Origin of the sequence: Mangrovicella endophytica (assembly GCF_002893625.1) — a bacterium.
Taxonomy (GTDB): Bacteria; Pseudomonadota; Alphaproteobacteria; order Rhizobiales; family Rhizobiaceae; genus Mangrovicella; species Mangrovicella endophytica.
The window spans coordinates 69,710-86,876 of sequence record NZ_PKMZ01000012.1 but is presented as its reverse complement, the minus strand read 5'-3'; the positions used below and the strand labels follow the sequence as shown (position 1 = coordinate 86,876).

The following is a 17,167-nucleotide window of genomic DNA, read 5'->3' as shown; positions in this document are numbered from 1 at the left end:
GCGCGGCGCGTCTTACGTGTCGCCTTAAGGAGCATGATGCATGAAGAAGGTGCGCAAGGCCGTTTTCCCTGTTGCTGGCCTTGGAACGAGATTCCTGCCCGCCACCAAGGCGATCCCGAAGGAGATGCTGACGGTCGTCGATCGCCCTGTCATCCAATACGTCGTGGATGAGGCACGCGAGGCCGGCATCGAGCACCTGATCTTCGTGACCGGGCGCAACAAGGGCGTCATCGAAGACTATTTCGACATCCAGGTCGAGCTCGTCGGCACCCTGCAGGAGCGCAACAAGCAGAAGGAGCTCGATCTCCTCGACAGCCTGCAGCCGCGTCCCGGCACGGCGAGCTTCACCCGCCAGCAGGCGCCGCTCGGCCTTGGCCATGCCGTCTGGTGCGCCCGCGACCTGGTGGGCGGCGAGCCTTTTGCCTTGCTTCTGCCGGACATGATCATGCAGGCCGAGCGCGGCTGCCTCGCCCGCATGGTCGAGCTCTACGAGCAGACCGGCGGCAACGTCATCTCCGTCGAGCAGTGCGACCCGCAGTCGACCGAGAAATACGGCATCGTCGGGCGTGGCGAGGACGTCGGTACCGGCTTCCACATCACCGGCATGGTGGAAAAGCCGAAGCCCGCCGAAGCGCCGTCGAACTTCTACATCTCGGGCCGCTACATCCTGCAGCCGGAGATCTTCTCGATCCTCGAAACGCAGGAAAAGGGCGCCGGCAACGAGATCCAGCTGACCGACGGCATGCTGAAGCTCGCCGCCAGCCAGGAGTTCTACGGCTACCACTTCACCGGCCGCACCTTCGACTGCGGTTCGAAGGAAGGCTTCATCCAGGCGAACGTCGCCTTCGCCCTCTGGCGCCCCGATATTCGCAACCGCGTCTTCGACGACATCGGCGAACTGCTGCAGACGGTCGAGCCGGCCGAGCAATTGGCTGCGCAGTAGCATCTGTTGGCCGAGGAAGGGATGCCGGCTCATCCAGCCGGCGTCGCAACAGTACAGACCGCCGTTCAGGCGGATCTGAAGGCGACGGCATCGCCTGCCTCAATGCTGCAGTCGGATGCCGAGCTTGGCGGAGTTGACGGTGTAGTCGTTCAGCCCGTTGGCGCTGTCGTTGCGCTCGGTGCGCAGCAGCCCGGTGAAGGCGAGCGTGCGGTTCAGCCAGTAGGTGAAGCCGGTCTCGGCGGCATAGGTGGTCTCGTCGTCGCCGGGAACGTCGCTATCGCTGAAGGCAGTCGAGAGCGCCGCAGTGACGTCGGTCCGGGCGGTGGCGCGGTGCTTCACCGCCAGCGTGCCCTCATAGACGACCTTCGTCGTCAGGTTTGAGGCATCCGGGTCGAAACGGGTGAGGCCGCCGAGCGTCACGTCGGTACCGCGGCGTGGCGACCAGGCGAGCGAGGCGTCGAAGGTCGGCGTTCCTTTCGTCGGCAGGCCGTCGGCGTCCGGAACGTTCTGCGCGTAGCCGACCGCCGCCTCGCCGGACAGCTTCTCGCCGAAATCGGCTTCGACGCCCGCGCGCAGCGCCTCGATCAGCGAGTCGCGCTCGACCCCGTCGGCGCCGGTGTCATCGAAGACGCGCCGCCCGAGGCTTGCCTCCACGAAGGGCTTGATCGCCGGCGAGATCTCGTAGCCGCCACGGATCGCCGCCGTGTATGTCGTGAAACTGTCGTCGGCGGCAGCGCCCTCCTTCTTGGAGTAGCTCTCGCGGTTGAACCCACCGGTCACGCCGACGACGACGTCGCCGAAATGCCGCTCCACCTGCGCCGAGGCAGAGCCGCGGAAGATGTCCGGTCGATCGGCGGCCGAAACGGTGTCGTCGTCCGATTCGTTCGGCTCCTCGCGGCGGTACTCCATGGCGCCGCGCAGCGTTGCCGTCGTTAGTCGGTCGACGTCGAGCCGAAGCCGCCCGTCCACTGCGGCGCGTGGATCCTGCCTGGCCTCGCCGCCGAAGTTGTAGCGATAGCCGAAGAGGGCGTTGATCTCCGCCTCATGCTCGGCCCAGTCCGACAGGAGGCGGAAGGAAGTCGTGGTCTCGCTGAAGGCGCCGCCGACGCCGTTCGGCCTCTTGTCGAGATTGCTGGAATAGCCGGCGGACTGGTCGAGGGTCGAATAGATGTTGAAGTTGCCGGCGCGCAGACCCACGGGCGCGAACGGGTCGTCCTGCGACCGGCGCGGCGGCGGGCGCAAACCGGTTGCGGCAAGATTGGTGCGGATGCCGGCGCGGTCCTCGCGCAGCGGATCGGCCACAGTGCCGACGGGCAGGCCCGCATCGAGCGGCTGGGCACCGCGCAGCTCTGCGTCGTCCCGCCGGTCGGTCGCCTCCGAACGGCTGCCGTTGCGCCCTCGCTCCTGTCGCCGCTCTCGCTTGTCGCCAGGCTTGCGCTTGCGCTTGTCGGCCTTGGCACCGGCAGCGCCCGCGGCCGAGGCGGGTGCGTTGGAGAAGCTCGCCGGCTTGGTCGGTCCGCTCATGGGTTCGAAGTCGATCTTCAGCTGCGGCGCGGCATCTGGCGCCGCCGTCTCCAGCGGTTTGCGCTGGCCCGTCGCATCCTCCAGGAGGTCGAAGGTCGAATCCTCATCGTCCTGCGGGTTCTGGAGGTCGTCCTGACCCGTTCGAAAACCGCTCGGGGTCGTCAGCCGCTCGGCATCGGACGGCGCGCCGGACAGCGCCGGCCGCAGATCCTCATTCGCAGTGGAGATGTCGCGGCCCTGGCGCAGGTTCGTTGCGGGCACGACGTCCTGCGCAGCGGTCAGCGAGGTGGTTGCGGCGAGTACGGCGACGGCGCCCGCGGCGATCAGGACGCCGGTCGTCGCCAAGTTGAGGGAGCGGTGAGGGGCCATTACCGATTGCCGATCGCGCTGTCATCGCCTCGGCTCGCCCGCCGCAGGTCTTTCCGAACCGTAAACATCTATGGTTAACGATGCGTTGAGGAGGCCGAAGTCCGACGCTCCAGTTGCCGCACCGCATATGACGGCGTAGAGCCTTTGCGAGGCTGGAGGGGCCGATCCGCCGCAGACGCTCGCCGGATTGGCCGTGACGCCGGTAGGGACTGATGACGAAGCAGGGTGATCCGATGAACAGCGTGGCGATGAGCTCAGCCGTAACACCGGGTGTTGCCTCGGCTCTGCGAACGGTCGAAACCGAGGCTGCCGGGCTCGCCGCCGTGCAGGTCTGCCTCGCCGGCGACATGGCGGCGCCTTTCGAGGCGGCACTGGAAACGATCGCGGGCGTCAAGGGCCGGCTGATCGTCACCGGTGTCGGCAAGAGCGGCCATGTCGGCTCCAAGATCGCCGCGACCTTTGCCTCGACCGGCACGCCCGCCTTCTTCGTGCATCCGGTCGAAGCCGTGCACGGCGATCTCGGCATGATCGGGCGCGACGATGCAATTCTTGCGATGTCCTGGTCCGGCGAGACGGCCGAGCTGAAGGGGATCGTCGCCTATTCCAGGCGCTTCCGCATCCCGCTGATCGCGATCACCTCGCGGCCAAGCTCGGCACTGGCGACGGCCGCCGACACCGCGCTGGTCCTGCCGCGGGCGGAAGAGGCCTGTCCGCACGGTCTGGCTCCGACGACGTCGACGACGATGCAGCTCGCCCTCGGCGATGCACTTGCCGTCGCGCTGCTCGAACGGCGCGGCTTCACCGCCGGCGATTTCCGCGTCTTCCATCCCGGTGGTCAGCTCGGTGCTCAGCTGACCCATGCCGGCGACATCATGCATTCGGGCGACCGCCTGCCGATCGTCGCCAGTGGCACGCCGATGTCGGAGGCGATCATCGTCATGTCGCGCAAGGGTTTTGGCTGTATTGCCGTCGTCGCTGACGACAGGCTGATCGGCATCGTCACGGACGGCGACCTGCGCCGCCACATCGGCAATGATCTTCTCGACCGCACGGTCGACGAGGTGATGTCGCGCAATCCGAAGACGATCGAGCCGGAAACGCTGACCGGCAAGGCGATCGACATGCTCAACGAGGCCAACATCACCGCGCTGATGGTGGTGAAGCAGGGGCGGCCGGTCGGCATCGTCCACCTGCACGATCTCCTGCGCATCGGCGCTGCCTGAGACAGGCAAGAGCCGTCCGGCACAGCGATCAGGCGTCGTGACGCTGGCCGAGGTCGTGAGCGTCAGGCGCTGCAGCCACCTTCAGCAATGAGCTTTCGGCGCCGGTGATCTGCACCCGGCTCCCTGCCGGAAGGTCGGGACCCTCGACGCTCCACCAGCTGTCCTCGATCGCGACCCGCCCGCGCCCGCCGACGATCGCCTCGGTCAAGGTGGCGGTGCGGCCGATCAGCCGGTCCGTGCGCCGGTTCAGCGACTCGCCCTGGCGCTCCTCGGCGCGCGGGCCGTACCAGCGGCGGCCGACGAGCGCTGCCGCCACCGAGACTGCGATGAAGGCCAGCACCTGCTCCATCCAGCCGAACCATGGCGACAGGAGGAGAGCATTGGTGCCGACGACCAGCGCGCCGATGCCGAAGAACAGGAAGTAGACGCCGGGCGCCAGCACTTCGAGCGTGAGCAGGACGAGGCCCAGGACCCACCAGCTGTAGCCGCCATAGCCGGTGACGAACTCGACGAGCGGGGTCATGCGTCGTCGTCAGCGGGTCGGGTGGTGAAGACCGGGGCGCGGCGCGGCGGCTTGCCAGGCGTTGGCGCTGCCGGTGACGGCTCGCCGCCCTGGAACGAGGCCTTGGCGATCTCGGCGATGCCGCCGATGGCGCCGATCAGCGAGGAGGCCTCGAGCGGCATCAGGACGACGCGCTGGTTGTTGGCCGACGCGATCTTGGCGAGAGCCTCGGTGTATTTCTGCGCGACGAAGTAGTTGATCGCCTGCACGTCGCCGGCGGCGATGGCTTCCGAGACGAGCCGCGTCGCTGTCGCTTCGGCCTCAGCCAGGCGCTCGCGTGCTTCCGCCTCGCGAAAGGCAGCCTCGCGCCGGCCTTCCGCCGCCAGGATCTGCGCCTGCTTCTCGCCCTCGGCCCGCAGGATCGAGGCGTTGCGCTTGCCCTCGGCCTCCAGCACCTCGGCTCGCTTCTCGCGTTCGGCCTTCATCTGCCGGCCCATCGCATCGACGAGGTCGCGGGGCGGGGCGATGTCCTTCAGCTCGATACGCGTGATCTTGATGCCCCAGCTGTGCGCGGCCTGATCGACGACGCGCAGGATCCGCTCCGAGATCGCGTCGCGGTTCGACAGGAGATCGTCGAGGTCCATCGAGCCCATGACCGAGCGCAGGTTGGTCATCACCAGGTTGAGGATGGCGTTCTGCAGACCGGCGACCTCGTAGGCCGCCGCCGCCGCATCGAGGATCTGGTAGAAGGCGACGCCGTCGGCCGCGACGGAGGCATTGTCGCGCGTGATGACCTCCTGGGTCGGCACGTCGAGCACCTGCTCCATCATGTTCATGCGATGGCCGACCCGCTCCACGAAGGGCAGGATCAGGTTCAGGCCCGGCGTCAGGGTACGGGTGTAGCGGCCGAAATTCTCGATCGTATAGTTATAGCCCTGCGGCACGATCTTGACGGTCGAGACCAGCACGATCACCGCCAGCACCAGCAGAACGATGACGACGATAGCGGGACCTGTCAGCGGCACGACCATACTCCACCCAAGACGGCGACATAGACGTGGCGCCGCGAGGACTATCGCCCGGCGGGCGAAGTCAGTGCAAGCATGAGCTGTTCCTCAGTCGATCCAGCCCTGCAATTCCCGTCGCACCATGGTCTCGATCACGTCCATTCCGGCGTCGCTGTCGTTGAGGCAGGGGATGTGGCTGAAGTGCTCGCCGCCATGTTCCTTGAAGATGTGGCCGGCCTCGACGGCGATCTCCTCCAGCGTCTCCAGGCAGTCGGAGACAAAGCCCGGATTGAAAACGGCGATCCGCTTGATCCCCTGTGCGGGCAGCGCCTCGACGGTCTTGTCCGTGTAAGGCTGCAGCCACTCCTCCGGGCCGAAGCGCGACTGGAAGGTCGTCATCAGCCGCCCGTCCGCCCAGCCGAGCCGCTCCTGCAGAAGGCGCGAGGTCTTCTGGCAGTGGCAATGGTAGGGATCGCCATTGCGGAAGTAGCTCTGCGGTATGCCATGGTAGGAGGCGATCACCCGCTCCGGCTCGAAGTCGAGGGTCGCCAGATGCGCCTCGATCGAGCGGGCGAGCGCGTCGATATAGACCGGCTCGTCATGGTAGGGCGGCACCGTGCGCACCGACGGCATCCAGCGCTTCGTCATCATATGCGCGAAGAAGCTGTCGTTCACCGTCGCCGTCGTCGACGCAGAATATTGCGGGTAAAGCGGATAGACGAGGATACGGTCGCAGCCGGCTGCCAGAAGCCGGTCGGCGCGCTCGGCGATGGACGGCTGGCCGTAGCGCATGGCCCAGTCGACGACCACGCCGTGCTCCTCCGCCATACGCTCTGCCAGCTTCTCACCCTGCGACCGGGTGAACGTGCGCAGCGGCGACTCGCCGCGTTCGTAGTTCCAGATCTTCGCATAGGCCGCACCCGACTTCTTCGGCCGGGTGTTGAGGACGATGCCGTAGAGGATCGGGTACCAGACGGCGCGCGGCCATTCGATGACGCGGCGGTCGGACAGGAACTCGCGCAGGTACCGCCGCATCGGCCTGTAGTCGGTACCGTCGGGCGTGCCGAGATTGACGAGGAGCACGCCGACCTTCGGCGTCTTCACCGGCGGGTGGCCCGCCGGCAGCGGTCCGATCGTCCGGGGCTGGGCGGTCGGAGAGGAAGAGGTCATGGATGATCGATCCCGCGGCCGGCGCCCGCGTCAGCAGCGGGCCCGTGTCTTCGTTGTGCCGCCGGCGCCCGACGGGCCGGCAGGCCTGCTTCAGATGGTGAACCGGCGGCAGGAACCGCAACGGGATGCGTCAACGTGGCTGAGGCTGTTTGTCCGCACTTGGCAGCGGATCGCGTCCAGCTCAGCCGCGGCGGACGAGGTCGAACGTGCTGCCGTTGGATGAGGCACAGGACAGCCGATCCATCTGGACCTGATTGCAGTTCACCGCGAGGCGCTGGTTGCGCGCTGTCGAGGTGTAGATGATGTTCACCTGCCCCGGTCCCCGGTCGGTGTAGGTGCCGGCGGCGAGCGTCGCGCCGGTGGCGCTTTCGGTCGAGGTGAAGCGGCCGCCGCTGAACGTCGCCGTATAGGGCACCGGACCGCCGACCGACGACCAGGCGCCTTCGATGCCGCGCGGCTGCGGTGCCGTCGCTACGCGCTGCGGCGCTGCGGACTGGCAGGCGGACAGGGCGAGCAGCGCGGCGGACATAAGGAGCGGGGCGGCCGTCCGGGACATGAGGAACTCCAACTCGTTTGAGCGTTCGCGGTGAGATTTAGAGCATTTCGAAACGAAGGGAAATTACGCCGCGTTCAACAAGTCGGACACTGCACAAGGTGCTTCGCTCAGGGTTCCTGAGCGGCGGCCGCGGCTAAACGAAACATCCGTTCCGCGCCTCAGGCTGCGCCTTCGCGTGTCTTTGCGGGGATGACGGAGTGGATCGAGCCGATCGTCTCGATCGAGCGGATCCGTCCATCGGTCGTGAAGCTGAACCAGTACATTGTCGTGCCCGTCACCAGCGAGCCGTTCCGCTCGTCGCGCCGGGTCCAGTTGCAGCGGCTGGCGGCGTCGTCCTGCTCGACCACGATCCCACGCAGCTCATAGGAGATGTAGGTCGCACGCCGCAGCAGCTCGCTGAGGAAGGACTTTGCCTCCTCCTCGCCCTGCAGACGAAACTCGCCTTCCATGCGGTCGAACCACGGCGCATCAATGATGCCGGCATTGCTGCGAGTCGAGATCACGGCTCCAGGGGCGAAATAGGAAGTGATCTTGCCGGGGTTACCCGACATCATGGCGTCCAGAACCTCGATCAAGAGATTTCGACGTCTATCCTGCTCTTCTATCACTTCGCTCATACGCAATTCCTCGCTGCACCTTGGGAGATGCAGGTCAAGGACTTAGTGCATCCCGCTCATTCAACCAGCGGGACCTTGAAATTGATCCAAGGTTGAAAGTTCGGCGGCGCTTCGTCCACAGGAAAAGCCGCCGAACGCTGTCAGCGCACGAGGATGTTACGAAACTGCCAGGGATCGTCGGTGTCGATGTCCTCTTCGAAGAGGCCCGGCCGATCCTGCAGCGGCGTCCAGTCGGTGAAGTAGCCTTTCACCGGTCCGAGATACGGAGCCTGCACCGCGAGGCAGCGGCGATAGTCCATGTCATCGGTCTCGACGATACCGGCCTCGGGATTTTCCAGGGCCCAGCTCATGCCGGCGATCACCGCCGAGGAGACTTGCAGCCCGGTGGCGTTCTGGTAGGGCGCCAGCGAGCGTGCTTCCTCCAGCGAGAGCTGTGAGCCGTACCAGTAGGCGTTCTTCTTGTGGCCGTAGAGGAGGACGCCGAGCTCGTCTGCGCCGTCCACCAGTTCATCCTGATCCAGCACGTGGAAGACTGGCTGCGGACGGCCCGCAGCGCCGAACATCTCGTGCAGCGACAGAACCGCATCGTTGCAGGGATGATAGGCGTAGTGGCACGTCGGCCGGAAGCTCACCTCGTCATGCTTGTCATAGGTGGTGAAGTATTCGGAGACCGAAATCGCCTCGTTATGCGTGACGAGATAGCCGTATTGCGGGCCGAAGGTCGGGCACCAGGTGCGCACGCGCGTATTGGCGCCCGGCTGCTCCAGATAGATCGCCGCCGCCTTCTTGTGCTTCTTGAAAGTCTTGGCGTTCTTCGGCATCCACGTCTCGTGGGTGCCCCAACCGAGTTCGGCCGGCTGCAGCCCCTCGGAGACGAAGCCCTCCACAGACCACGTGTTCCAGAAGACGTTCTGCGGCTTCGGCCGCTTGGCGCGCTGCGTATCGCGCTCGGCGATGTGGATGCCCTTCACGCCGGTCTTCTTCATCAGCTTGGCCCAGGCGCTGCGATCCTCCGAGCCCGGCACCTCGAAATCGAGGCCGATCTCCGTCGCAACGTCGACGAGGGCCTGCTTGACGAGCCAGGAGACCATGCCCGGATTCGCGCCTGAGCAGGACACGGCCGTGGTGCCGCCCGGGTTCTTCCGCCGCTCCTTCTTGACCGTTTCCCGCAGCGCGTAATTGGTGCGGTCGGCGTTCGAGGCCTCCTTGTCGTAGTAGAAGCCCTTCCAGGGCTCCACCACCGTATCGATGTAGAGAACGCCGAGCTTGCGGCAGAGGCGCATCAGGTCGAGCGAGGACGTATCGATCGAGAGATTGACGCAGAAGCCCTGGCCTTCGCCTTCCGTCAGGAACGGCGTCAGCAGCTCCTCATAGTTCTGCGGCGTGACTGCCTCGCGGACGAAGCGCAGTCCGCGCTCGTCGACCAGGCCGCGGTGACTGTCGTCGGGGTCGATGACGGTGAAGCGGGAGCGATCGATCTCGAAGTGACGTTCGATCAGCGGCAGCGTGCCCCGTCCGATCGAGCCAAAACCGATCATGACGATCGGGCCGGCAATCTTGCCGTGGATCGGATAGGTTTCGTCTGCCATTCGTCGGTCCTTCCTGACTGCGTATGCGAAAACAAGCTTCACCGGCTAAATCAGTTTGATGTCACATGAAAGTGCCGGAGGCACTCGAACGCAAACGCGGTGAACGCTGAACTATTTGGTCTCGCCGGCTGGATTGGCTACAGAGGCTTTGGGACTCCGGCGTTCCCGTGGCTCCCGCGCTTAATCCTTTCAACATCTTCGGTCGCGTCAGCATGGAACTTCCGGCAGCCTTGCGCATCGGCGTGGAGCGCATTCTCGATGGCGTGCCGCCGGCCGATCTGCACCGCGCGTCTGCGGTTCTGTCGACGCGCTATCGTGCCGAAATCCGCGACGGCCGGCTGCATCTTGGCGACGATCTGGCCGCGCGCGCCTACCTGGCGACGCGCCTGCCCGCGACCTTTGCGGCGATCCGAACGAGCCTTGCGGCTGCCGCCGAGCGGTTGCCCGACTTCGCGCCGACGAGCCTCCTCGACGTCGGTGCCGGACCTGGTTCGGCGCTCTGGGCCGCGGCCGATTGCTGGCCGGATCTGAAGGAGGCGACGCTGATCGAGGCCAGTCCGTCGATCCGTCGGGTGGGCGAAGCGCTCGGCAGCGAGCTTGCCAATGTCGCTGTCGGCTGGAGGGCAGGGCGGATCGAAGACGGGCTTGCCGATGCTGAGGCCGCGGACCTCGTGACGCTGGCCTATGTCCTCGATGAACTCTCGCCGGCGGCCGGCGAGCAGCTGATCTCGCGCCTGTGGGCGCTGACGCGCGGCCTTCTCGTCGTCGTCGAGCCGGGCACGCCCGCCGGCTGGCGGCGGATACTGGCGGCCCGGGATCAGCTGATCGCAAGCGGTGCCGCGGTTGTGGCGCCCTGCGCCCATGCGTCGCCCTGTCCATTGGTCGCGCCGGACTGGTGCCACTTCGCCGCGCGCGTCGCGCGATCGAGGCGCCACCGGCTCGCCAAGGGCGGCGAGGTGCCGTGGGAGGACGAGAAGTACATCTTCATCGCCGCCAGCCGGCATCCCGTGCCCGTGGGGGCTGCGCGCGTTCTCGCACCGCCGCGGACCGCCAGCGGCCGCGTCGCGCTGAAGCTTTGCGAACCGGACGGCACGGCGCGAGAGCGCCTGATCACCCGCCGCGACGGCGATGCCTTCCGCCGCGCGCGCCGCCTCGACTGGGGCGACGCGCTGGACGAGGGCACCTGAGGCCCGTCAGTCCTCCAGCGCTTCCAGCTCGTCGATGAAGCCGGAGATGACGCCGAGGCCACGCGACCAGAAGGAGGGATCGGAGGCATCGAGCCCGAACGGCGCCAGGAGCTCCGAATGATGCTTGCTGCCGCCCGCCCGCAGCATGGCGAAGTACTTGTCCTGAAAACCCTCGCCCGCGTTCTCGTAGACCGCGTAGAGCGAGTTCACCAGGCAATCGCCGAAGGCATAGGCATAGACGTAGAAGGGCGAGTGGATGAAGTGCGGAACATAGGTCCAGAAGGTCTCGTAGCCGGGACCGAGATGGATCGCGGGTCCGAGGCTGCGCCCCTGCACGCTCGTCCAGATTTCGCCGATGCGTTCGGCGGTGAGTTCGCCCTGCCGCCGCTCCTGATGTAGCTCCCGCTCGAAGGTGTAGAAGGCGATCTGCCGCACCACCGTATTGATCATGTCCTCCACCTTGGAGGCGAGCAGCGTCTTGCGTTCGCTGCGTGTCGCGGCCTGGTCGAGGAGGGAGCGGAAGGTCAGCATCTCGCCGAACACCGAGGCGGTCTCCGCGAGCGTCAGCGGCGTCGGCGCCATCAGCGCGCCTTGCGGACCCGCCAGCACCTGATGGACGCCATGGCCGAGCTCATGGGCAAGCGTCATGACGTCCCGCGGTTTGCCGAGATAGTTGAGCAGCACGTAAGGATGGGCCGACGGCACGGTCGGATGTGCGAAGGCGCCAGGGGACTTGCCCGGCCGGATCGCCGCGTCGATCCAGTTGCAGTCGAAGAAGCGCTTGGCGATCTCGGCCATGTCAGGCGAGAAGCCGGCATAGGCGCCGAGCACAGTTGAACGCGCCTCGGCCCAGGGGATGTCGCGGCGGGCTGCGTTCGGCAGCGGCGCGTTGCGGTCGTAATGGGCGAGCTGATCCAGGCCGAGCCACTTCGCCTTCATCGCGTAGTAGCGGTGCGAAATCGAGGGATAGGCGGCGACGACCGCTTCCGCCAGCGCGTCGACGACCTCGCGCTCCACGCGGTTCGCCAGATGCCGCGAGTCTGCGACGTCCTGGAAGCCGCGCCAGCGGTCGGAGATCTCTTTGTCCTTGGCCAGCGTGTTGGTGATCAGCGTGAAGGTGCGAAGGTTCTGCGAGAACACGGCAGCGAGCGCGTCGGACGCGGTGCGGCGCTTCTCGCGCTCCGGATCCTGGAGGAGGTTCAACGTCTCTTCGAGAGCGAGACTCTTGCCGTCGACGTCGAAGCGCAGCGCGGTCATCGTCTCGTCGAAGAGGCGGTTCCAGGCACTCCAGCCGGTCACGGCCTTGTCGTGGAACAGTTCCTCGACCCGGTCCTCGAGCTGATACGGCTTGTCCTGGCGAAGATCGACGATCCACGGCTTGTAATGCGCGAGCTTCGGATTGGCGGCGATCGCAGCGTCCATCACCGCATCGTCGATGCGGTTCAGCTCCAGCGCGAAGAACAGGAGGCGCGAGGAGATGTCGGTGATGCGGGACTGCACGTCGCCATAGAATTTGGCACGGGCCGGATCGGCGGTGTCGCCGGAGTAGACGAGGCCCGCATAGGAGATGATGCGACCCAGCCGCTCCTCCAGGTGCTCGAATTCCGCGATCGCAGTCGCCAGGCTGCCGCCTGACGGCTTCTCCGCTTCGCGGGCAAGGATGCCGCGCCAGCGGGCCTGAAATGCGGCGGCGTCGCTCGCCCCGGTGTCGAGGTCGGAGGCAAGCTGCGGGCTGTCCATGCCGGAATAGAGATCTGTGAGGTCCCATTCCGGCAGCGCCTCGCGCGGTGCTGCGTCGGCAGCCGCTTCGGCGGCTGCAAGAACCCGGAAGGTATCGCTCATGCTGATGGTTCCGTCGTTGGTGGGACGAGGCCGCAGGCCAGACGCGGCGGAAGCTTGAGAAGCGCCGTCACGCTTCGTTAGCCCTGCTCCTTCAATCCCGCTTCAGGGACCCGTGTCAAATTGGGTCATCGACGCCATGAGGCGAGAGCGGGAGAGACGGCATGGAGCCGACCGTCCTGATTGTCGATGACGATCCCGTGCAGCGGCGGCTGCTGGAGGCAGCGGTCGCGCGCCTTGGCGTTTCGCATTGCTCATGTTCCGGCGGGGCTGCGGCGCTCTCCTATCTGCAGTCGGCGTCGGGCAGGGCGGTCGCCGCCATGGTGCTCGACCTGATGATGCCGGACCTCGGCGGCCTCGCCGTTCTGGAGGCGATGCGCCGCGACGGCATCGCTCTGCCGGTGATCGTCCAGACAGCCAAGGGCGGCATCGACACCGTCGTTGCCGCAATGCGCGTCGGCGCCTTCGACTTCGTCGTCAAGCCGGCTTCACCGGAGCGGCTGCAGACGGCGTTCGCCGCGGCCATGCGGGTCGGCGCCAGCAGGACGGCGGCGGTTCGGCCGGACGTGCGTACCGACGCTTGGCCGCTTGCCACCGGCGCCTTGCGGCCGGTTCTGGAGACCGCGCGCAAGGCTGCCGCATCGGCGATCCCGATCCTCCTTTGCGGCGAGACCGGTTCCGGCAAGGAGTGGCTGGCTCGTGTGATCCAGGAAGCCGGCCCGCGGGCGGGGCGACCCTTCGTTGCCGTGAACTGTGGCGCACTGCCCGAGGCTCTCGTCGAAAGCATTCTCTTCGGCCACGAGAAGGGCGCCTTCACCGACGCCACGGAGCGCCACAGGGGCAAGTTCGTCGAGGCGCATGGTGGGACCCTCTTCCTCGACGAGGTGGGCGAGCTGTCCGCCGCCGCGCAGGTCAAGCTGCTGCGCGCGTTGCAGGGCGGCGAGATCGATCCAGTCGGCGCAGGCCGGCCGGTCCGCACGGATGTGCGGCTGATCTCCGCCACTAACCGCGATCTCGCGGCCGCGGTGCGCGACGGGAGCTTCCGGGAGGATCTCTATTATCGCCTCAACGTCCTGGCCATCGAGCTTCCGCCACTGCGGCAGCGCCGCGAGGAAATTGAGGAGCTGGCAAACGGCTTTGTTCGTCGCTGCTGCGCCGCGGAAGGCGTCTCGCCGCCACGCCGGATCGGCCGCGATGCGCTGGCGCTGCTGCGCGCCTATAACTGGCCCGGCAACATCCGGCAGCTGCAGAACGCCATCCACCGCGCCGTCGTGCTCGGCGAAGGCACGACGATCGGGATCCACGACTTTCCGCAGATCGAGCCCTTCGTCGATCGCAGCCGGCTGGACCTGCGGAACCATGCCGAAGCTCCGCGAGCTGACCTAGAGGGCGCCGCCGAAGCCGCCGAAGCCCTCTCTGATGGCGCCAATTCGGCGTCGATCACGGCCGATGCGGTGATGGCCGCCCTTGATGATGCCGGCGACATCCGCACGCTCGAAGCCGTGGAAGCCGAGCTGATCCGCCGGGCGGTGATCCGCTATGGCGGCCGGATGAGCGAAGTCGCGCGCCGGCTCGCCATCGGGCGCTCGACCCTCTACCGCAAGCTGCAGGCCTACGGCATCGAGACGTAAACGGATCGCCAATGGCGGCATTGCGGTGCGGCATGGAAGCCGCTGAAATGCTATCGTCCTTAATAGCTACTTAAGTTGTTTCGTTTCAAATGCAGCTTCGATGAGCTAGGCGTCATTTTGATGCCGCACTTGTGTAAGACTAGGCGCTCGTAGAATATCCTGCGCGGATCGCTGCCGAGGGATGTCGGGCGCGACCGACGGTTCGAGGGGAAGACCGAATGCTCGGAATGACCGACCGCGCCGGCCGTTGGGCTGGTCGCGTGGCCAGCATCGCCGCCGCAGGACTGCTTCTTTTTTCCGCTGGAACCGTTGCGGCACGAGCCGAAACGCGGACGCTGAAATTCTATCATCTCCATACGCATGAGAAGGCGGAGATCGCCTACAAGAAGGACGGCCGCTATCTCAAGGACGGTCTGAAGCAGATCAACTGGATCCTTCGGGACTGGCGCCAGAAGAAGCCGGTCAACATGGATCCCCGGCTGCTTGATCTGATCTACGAGGCCTACCGTCAGTCCGGCTCTCGCGCCTATATCAACGTCATCTGCGGATATCGCGCCCCGGCCACCAACTCGATGCTGCGCTCGCGCTCGTCCGGTGTCGCCAAGGAAAGCCAGCACATGCTGGGCAAGGCGCTCGACTTCTACCTTCCGGACGTTCCGCTGAAGAAGATGCGCGAGATCGGTCTGAAGATGCAGGTCGGCGGTGTCGGCTATTATCCGAAGTCCGGATCGCCTTTCGTCCATTTCGACGTCGGTAACGCCCGGCACTGGCCGCGCATGAGCCGCCGGGAGCTCCTCGCCGTCTTCCCGAAGGGCAACACCATCCACGTTCCGTCCGACGGCAAGCCGCTGCCGGGCTATCAGGAGGCGCTCGCCTCCTACAAGAAGCGCCGTGGCGCCGACACGCTGATGGTCGCCAATGCCAGCGCAGCCTCGAAGTCTTCGGGCGGTGGTCGTACGCTGTTCGCCGCCCTGTTCGGCGGTGGCGGGGCCGACGAGGAAGAGGATGAGGTCGAGGCCGCCGCGCCGACGCCGAAGGCTGCAACCCCCAAGGCTGTTCCCGCGCCTGTTGCTCCGAAGGCTGTGACGCCGCGCGCCGTTGCGATGCCGGAGGTCGACGTGGCTGAGGTGGCTCCGGCCCGTCGTCCGGCCGTGCTGCCGTCCGGCGTGGCGCTGCCGGCCCGCGACACCTTCGATCTCGGTGCTCCGACGCCGCCGGCCGGCATTCCGGAAGAGAAGGCGACGGAGGTCGCTTCGCTCGATACGCGGCATGTTCCGACCCCGACATGGGCTCCGGCACGCGCTGCCGCCGCTCCTGCAGCCGCCGCAGTGCCCGCCGACGAGGTGACGACGCTTGTCGCCGCGCTCGAGAAGCAGGCCGCGGATGAGACCGAAAGCGCGGCCCAGCTCGCCTACAACGTTCCGACCCCGCGTCAGCGGCCGCTCTTCGAGACGATCCTTGCCGAAAAAGCGCCCGAGCCGAAGGCGGCTGCCGAGGAGGCGATCGTCACCGCCAGCGTCATGCCGGCGCCGCGGCCCGAGCGCCTGGTTGTCGAGCCTGGCAAGACCGCGGCTGCCAGCCTGATGCTGAACGCCGCCGCTCCTTCGATGAAGCCTGCCGCGGCGCCGAAATCCGCCGCTGTTCCGGCCGCGACGCGCGTCGCCTCGCTGGCACCGGCCGCACCGGTTGCTGCACCGCGCGCTGCCTCCGTGTCCGGCAAAGGCGGCCGCCTTGTCCGCTCGCAGCGCCAGGTCGCTGCGCCGGCGCCGACCATGGCACAGCAGGCGATCACGTCACGAGTGCAGATCGCGTCGCTGGTCATCGATCCGGACCTGCGCGCCAAGGTCGCCGGCATGCAGCGTCCGAAGGCCGACCGCCTCGTCCAGGAAGCGCCGACCTCCGTCTACACGATGGGCTTTGCCGCAGAGCCTCGGAACCCTGCCGCCGATCGCTTCGTCGGCACTGCGGTGGAGTTCCTCCCGGTCGCCAATTTTCGCTGATCGCGGCTTACGACGTTGAACGAGCGCTGCGGCAAAGCCTGCCGCAGCGCTCGTTTCGTTTTGCGCGAGCGGTCAAGGCGCGCCAACGGCTGCCGGTCAGCCTGCCGCCAGAGAGGCATGGCTGCGCGTGATCATCTGCGAATCACCTAGATTAAGATTGGGCGGACTGTCCTCTAGGGGATGGTAGAATAGATGGCCAATCACGCATAAGTTGTAGAAATTGACCATAGCTTGATCTTGTTAATTCATTGAGCGCTTGAAAACTTCGCCGGTCGTCTGCAACGGCGACAACTCAGACGCTGATTTCCAATGAAATAAGTGGTTGATGCTGCAATTTCGCCTATGCAGCTAAGCTTGGCCTTGCAGATTCGTCACTTGACATTAAGTAATGGCCCATCAATACCAAGCTAGCCGCAGTCGAGCGACGCAGTCTTCGCAGACGGCCATGAACAATAGGAACTTCCCCCGAAATCCCGAGATCCCGCAGGATGTAGGATTCTGCGGCGCAACCGATTTCGGCTGACGCTGGAGCCAACGAGATATGGATCAGATCGATAGCTTTGATAACAACGAGATGCTCATGGAGCTGACGGCGGAGGTCGTAGCCGCCTATGTCAGCAACAATTCGCTTCCGGTATCCGAGCTGCCTGCCCTTATTTCTGATGTCTACGGCGCGCTCGGCCGCACCACTGCCGCACCGCAGGCGCCGCAGGTTGAAAAGCCGAAGCCGGCCATCCCGGTGAAGAAGTCGGTGACGGACGACTACATCGTCTGCCTCGAGGACGGCAAGAAGTTCAAGTCGCTGAAGCGCCACCTGATGACGCACTATAATCTGTCGCCCGAGGAATACCGCGAGAAGTGGGACCTGCCGGCCGACTACCCGATGGTTGCGCCGAACTATGCAGCCGCTCGGTCGCGTCTCGCCAAGCAGATGGGTCTCGGCCACAAGCGCCGCGGCGGCCGCTGAGGGTCCAAGCCGGCGCCCCCGCGCCGCAGATAAAGAACTTAAG

14 protein-coding genes are annotated in these 17,167 nt (G+C 66.2%); 6 read left to right on the top strand and 8 right to left on the bottom strand.

The features are described from left to right. The first annotated feature begins 40 nt into the window (after positions 1-40). Positions 41-943, top strand: coding sequence for a UTP--glucose-1-phosphate uridylyltransferase GalU (gene galU / locus C0R46_RS18695; RefSeq protein WP_102961186.1), 903 nt, complete (start codon positions 41-43; stop codon positions 941-943). Between the two features lie 99 nt (positions 944-1,042). Here the strand turns inward: galU and C0R46_RS18690 are convergent, their stop codons facing one another. Beyond that, a complete protein-coding gene (locus C0R46_RS18690; protein WP_102961185.1) occupies positions 1,043-2,836 on the bottom strand; it encodes an outer membrane beta-barrel protein in 1,794 nt (597 codons plus the stop codon). A gap of 212 nt (positions 2,837-3,048) precedes the next feature. Here C0R46_RS18690 and C0R46_RS18685 point away from each other — a divergent pair, with 212 nt between their 5' ends. After that, positions 3,049-4,059 carry a KpsF/GutQ family sugar-phosphate isomerase gene (locus C0R46_RS18685; RefSeq protein WP_245413676.1) on the top strand — a complete coding sequence of 337 codons (1,011 nt, stop codon included), beginning with the start codon at positions 3,049-3,051 and terminating at the stop codon, positions 4,057-4,059. Positions 4,060-4,087: 28 nt separating this feature from the next. On the opposite strand, the gene C0R46_RS18680 is transcribed toward C0R46_RS18685, so the two are convergent. From C0R46_RS18680 to C0R46_RS18655, 6 genes are all read right to left on the bottom strand, one after another. Beyond that, positions 4,088-4,582, bottom strand: coding sequence for an NfeD family protein (locus tag C0R46_RS18680; RefSeq protein ID WP_102961184.1), 495 nt, complete (start codon positions 4,580-4,582; stop codon positions 4,088-4,090). Continuing rightward, positions 4,579-5,592: an SPFH domain-containing protein gene (locus tag C0R46_RS18675; protein WP_102961183.1), complete on the bottom strand. Its 1,014-nt coding sequence runs from the start codon at positions 5,590-5,592 to the stop codon at positions 4,579-4,581. Before C0R46_RS18675 ends, C0R46_RS18680 begins: the two co-directional genes overlap by 4 nt. Before the next feature lie 84 nt (positions 5,593-5,676). Then, positions 5,677-6,738 (bottom strand): ferrochelatase, encoded by a 1,062-nt coding sequence (gene hemH, locus C0R46_RS18670; protein ID WP_102961182.1) that lies wholly within the window; start codon positions 6,736-6,738, stop codon positions 5,677-5,679. A 181-nt stretch (positions 6,739-6,919) separates the two neighbouring features. Then, on the bottom strand, positions 6,920-7,294 hold the full coding sequence (locus C0R46_RS18665) for an Omp10 family outer membrane lipoprotein (protein ID WP_102961181.1): 375 nt from the start codon (positions 7,292-7,294) through the stop codon (positions 6,920-6,922). 158 nt (positions 7,295-7,452) lie between these two features. Next, positions 7,453-7,911 carry a nuclear transport factor 2 family protein gene (locus tag C0R46_RS18660; RefSeq protein ID WP_102961180.1) on the bottom strand — a complete coding sequence of 153 codons (459 nt, stop codon included), beginning with the start codon at positions 7,909-7,911 and terminating at the stop codon, positions 7,453-7,455. Between the two features lie 140 nt (positions 7,912-8,051). After that, a complete protein-coding gene (locus C0R46_RS18655) occupies positions 8,052-9,500 on the bottom strand; it encodes a homospermidine synthase (RefSeq protein ID WP_102961179.1) in 1,449 nt (482 codons plus the stop codon). A gap of 212 nt (positions 9,501-9,712) precedes the next feature. Here C0R46_RS18655 and C0R46_RS18650 point away from each other — a divergent pair, with 212 nt between their 5' ends. Further along, complete coding sequence (locus C0R46_RS18650) at positions 9,713-10,687, top strand: small ribosomal subunit Rsm22 family protein (protein WP_102961206.1); 975 nt, start codon at positions 9,713-9,715, stop codon at positions 10,685-10,687. A gap of 6 nt (positions 10,688-10,693) precedes the next feature. Here the strand turns inward: C0R46_RS18650 and C0R46_RS18645 are convergent, their stop codons facing one another. Next, positions 10,694-12,529, bottom strand: coding sequence for a M3 family oligoendopeptidase (locus C0R46_RS18645; RefSeq protein ID WP_102961178.1), 1,836 nt, complete (start codon positions 12,527-12,529; stop codon positions 10,694-10,696). A 161-nt stretch (positions 12,530-12,690) separates the two neighbouring features. Between C0R46_RS18645 and C0R46_RS18640 the strand changes: the two genes are divergently transcribed. The 3 genes from C0R46_RS18640 to C0R46_RS18630 all read left to right on the top strand — a co-directional run bounded on the left by C0R46_RS18640 (position 12,691) and on the right by C0R46_RS18630 (position 17,124). Further along, positions 12,691-14,157, top strand: coding sequence for a sigma-54-dependent transcriptional regulator (locus C0R46_RS18640; protein ID WP_102961177.1), 1,467 nt, complete (start codon positions 12,691-12,693; stop codon positions 14,155-14,157). Positions 14,158-14,384: 227 nt separating this feature from the next. Beyond that, a complete protein-coding gene (locus C0R46_RS18635) occupies positions 14,385-16,157 on the top strand; it encodes a peptidoglycan L,D-endopeptidase MepK (protein WP_102961205.1) in 1,773 nt (590 codons plus the stop codon). Between the two features lie 541 nt (positions 16,158-16,698). Further along, a complete protein-coding gene (locus C0R46_RS18630; RefSeq protein WP_102961176.1) occupies positions 16,699-17,124 on the top strand; it encodes a Ros/MucR family transcriptional regulator in 426 nt (141 codons plus the stop codon). Positions 17,125-17,167: the final 43 nt, after the last annotated feature.

Coding starts and splice junctions, on each gene's coding strand:
- hemH (WP_102961182.1), bottom strand. CDS start 6,738: ATGACCTCTTCCTCTCCGACCGCCCAGCCCCGGACGATCGGACCGCTG.
- C0R46_RS18690 (WP_102961185.1), bottom strand. CDS start 2,836: ATGGCCCCTCACCGCTCCCTCAACTTGGCGACGACCGGCGTCCTGATC.
- C0R46_RS18675 (WP_102961183.1), bottom strand. CDS start 5,592: ATGGTCGTGCCGCTGACAGGTCCCGCTATCGTCGTCATCGTTCTGCTG.
- galU (WP_102961186.1), top strand. CDS start 41: ATGAAGAAGGTGCGCAAGGCCGTTTTCCCTGTTGCTGGCCTTGGAACG.
- C0R46_RS18660 (WP_102961180.1), bottom strand. CDS start 7,911: ATGAGCGAAGTGATAGAAGAGCAGGATAGACGTCGAAATCTCTTGATC.
- C0R46_RS18630 (WP_102961176.1), top strand. CDS start 16,699: ATGGATCAGATCGATAGCTTTGATAACAACGAGATGCTCATGGAGCTG.
- C0R46_RS18645 (WP_102961178.1), bottom strand. CDS start 12,529: ATGAGCGATACCTTCCGGGTTCTTGCAGCCGCCGAAGCGGCTGCCGAC.
- C0R46_RS18680 (WP_102961184.1), bottom strand. CDS start 4,582: ATGACCCCGCTCGTCGAGTTCGTCACCGGCTATGGCGGCTACAGCTGG.
- C0R46_RS18665 (WP_102961181.1), bottom strand. CDS start 7,294: ATGTCCCGGACGGCCGCCCCGCTCCTTATGTCCGCCGCGCTGCTCGCC.
- C0R46_RS18640 (WP_102961177.1), top strand. CDS start 12,691: ATGGAGCCGACCGTCCTGATTGTCGATGACGATCCCGTGCAGCGGCGG.
- C0R46_RS18650 (WP_102961206.1), top strand. CDS start 9,713: ATGGAACTTCCGGCAGCCTTGCGCATCGGCGTGGAGCGCATTCTCGAT.
- C0R46_RS18655 (WP_102961179.1), bottom strand. CDS start 9,500: ATGGCAGACGAAACCTATCCGATCCACGGCAAGATTGCCGGCCCGATC.
- C0R46_RS18685 (WP_245413676.1), top strand. CDS start 3,049: ATGACGAAGCAGGGTGATCCGATGAACAGCGTGGCGATGAGCTCAGCC.
- C0R46_RS18635 (WP_102961205.1), top strand. CDS start 14,385: ATGACCGACCGCGCCGGCCGTTGGGCTGGTCGCGTGGCCAGCATCGCC.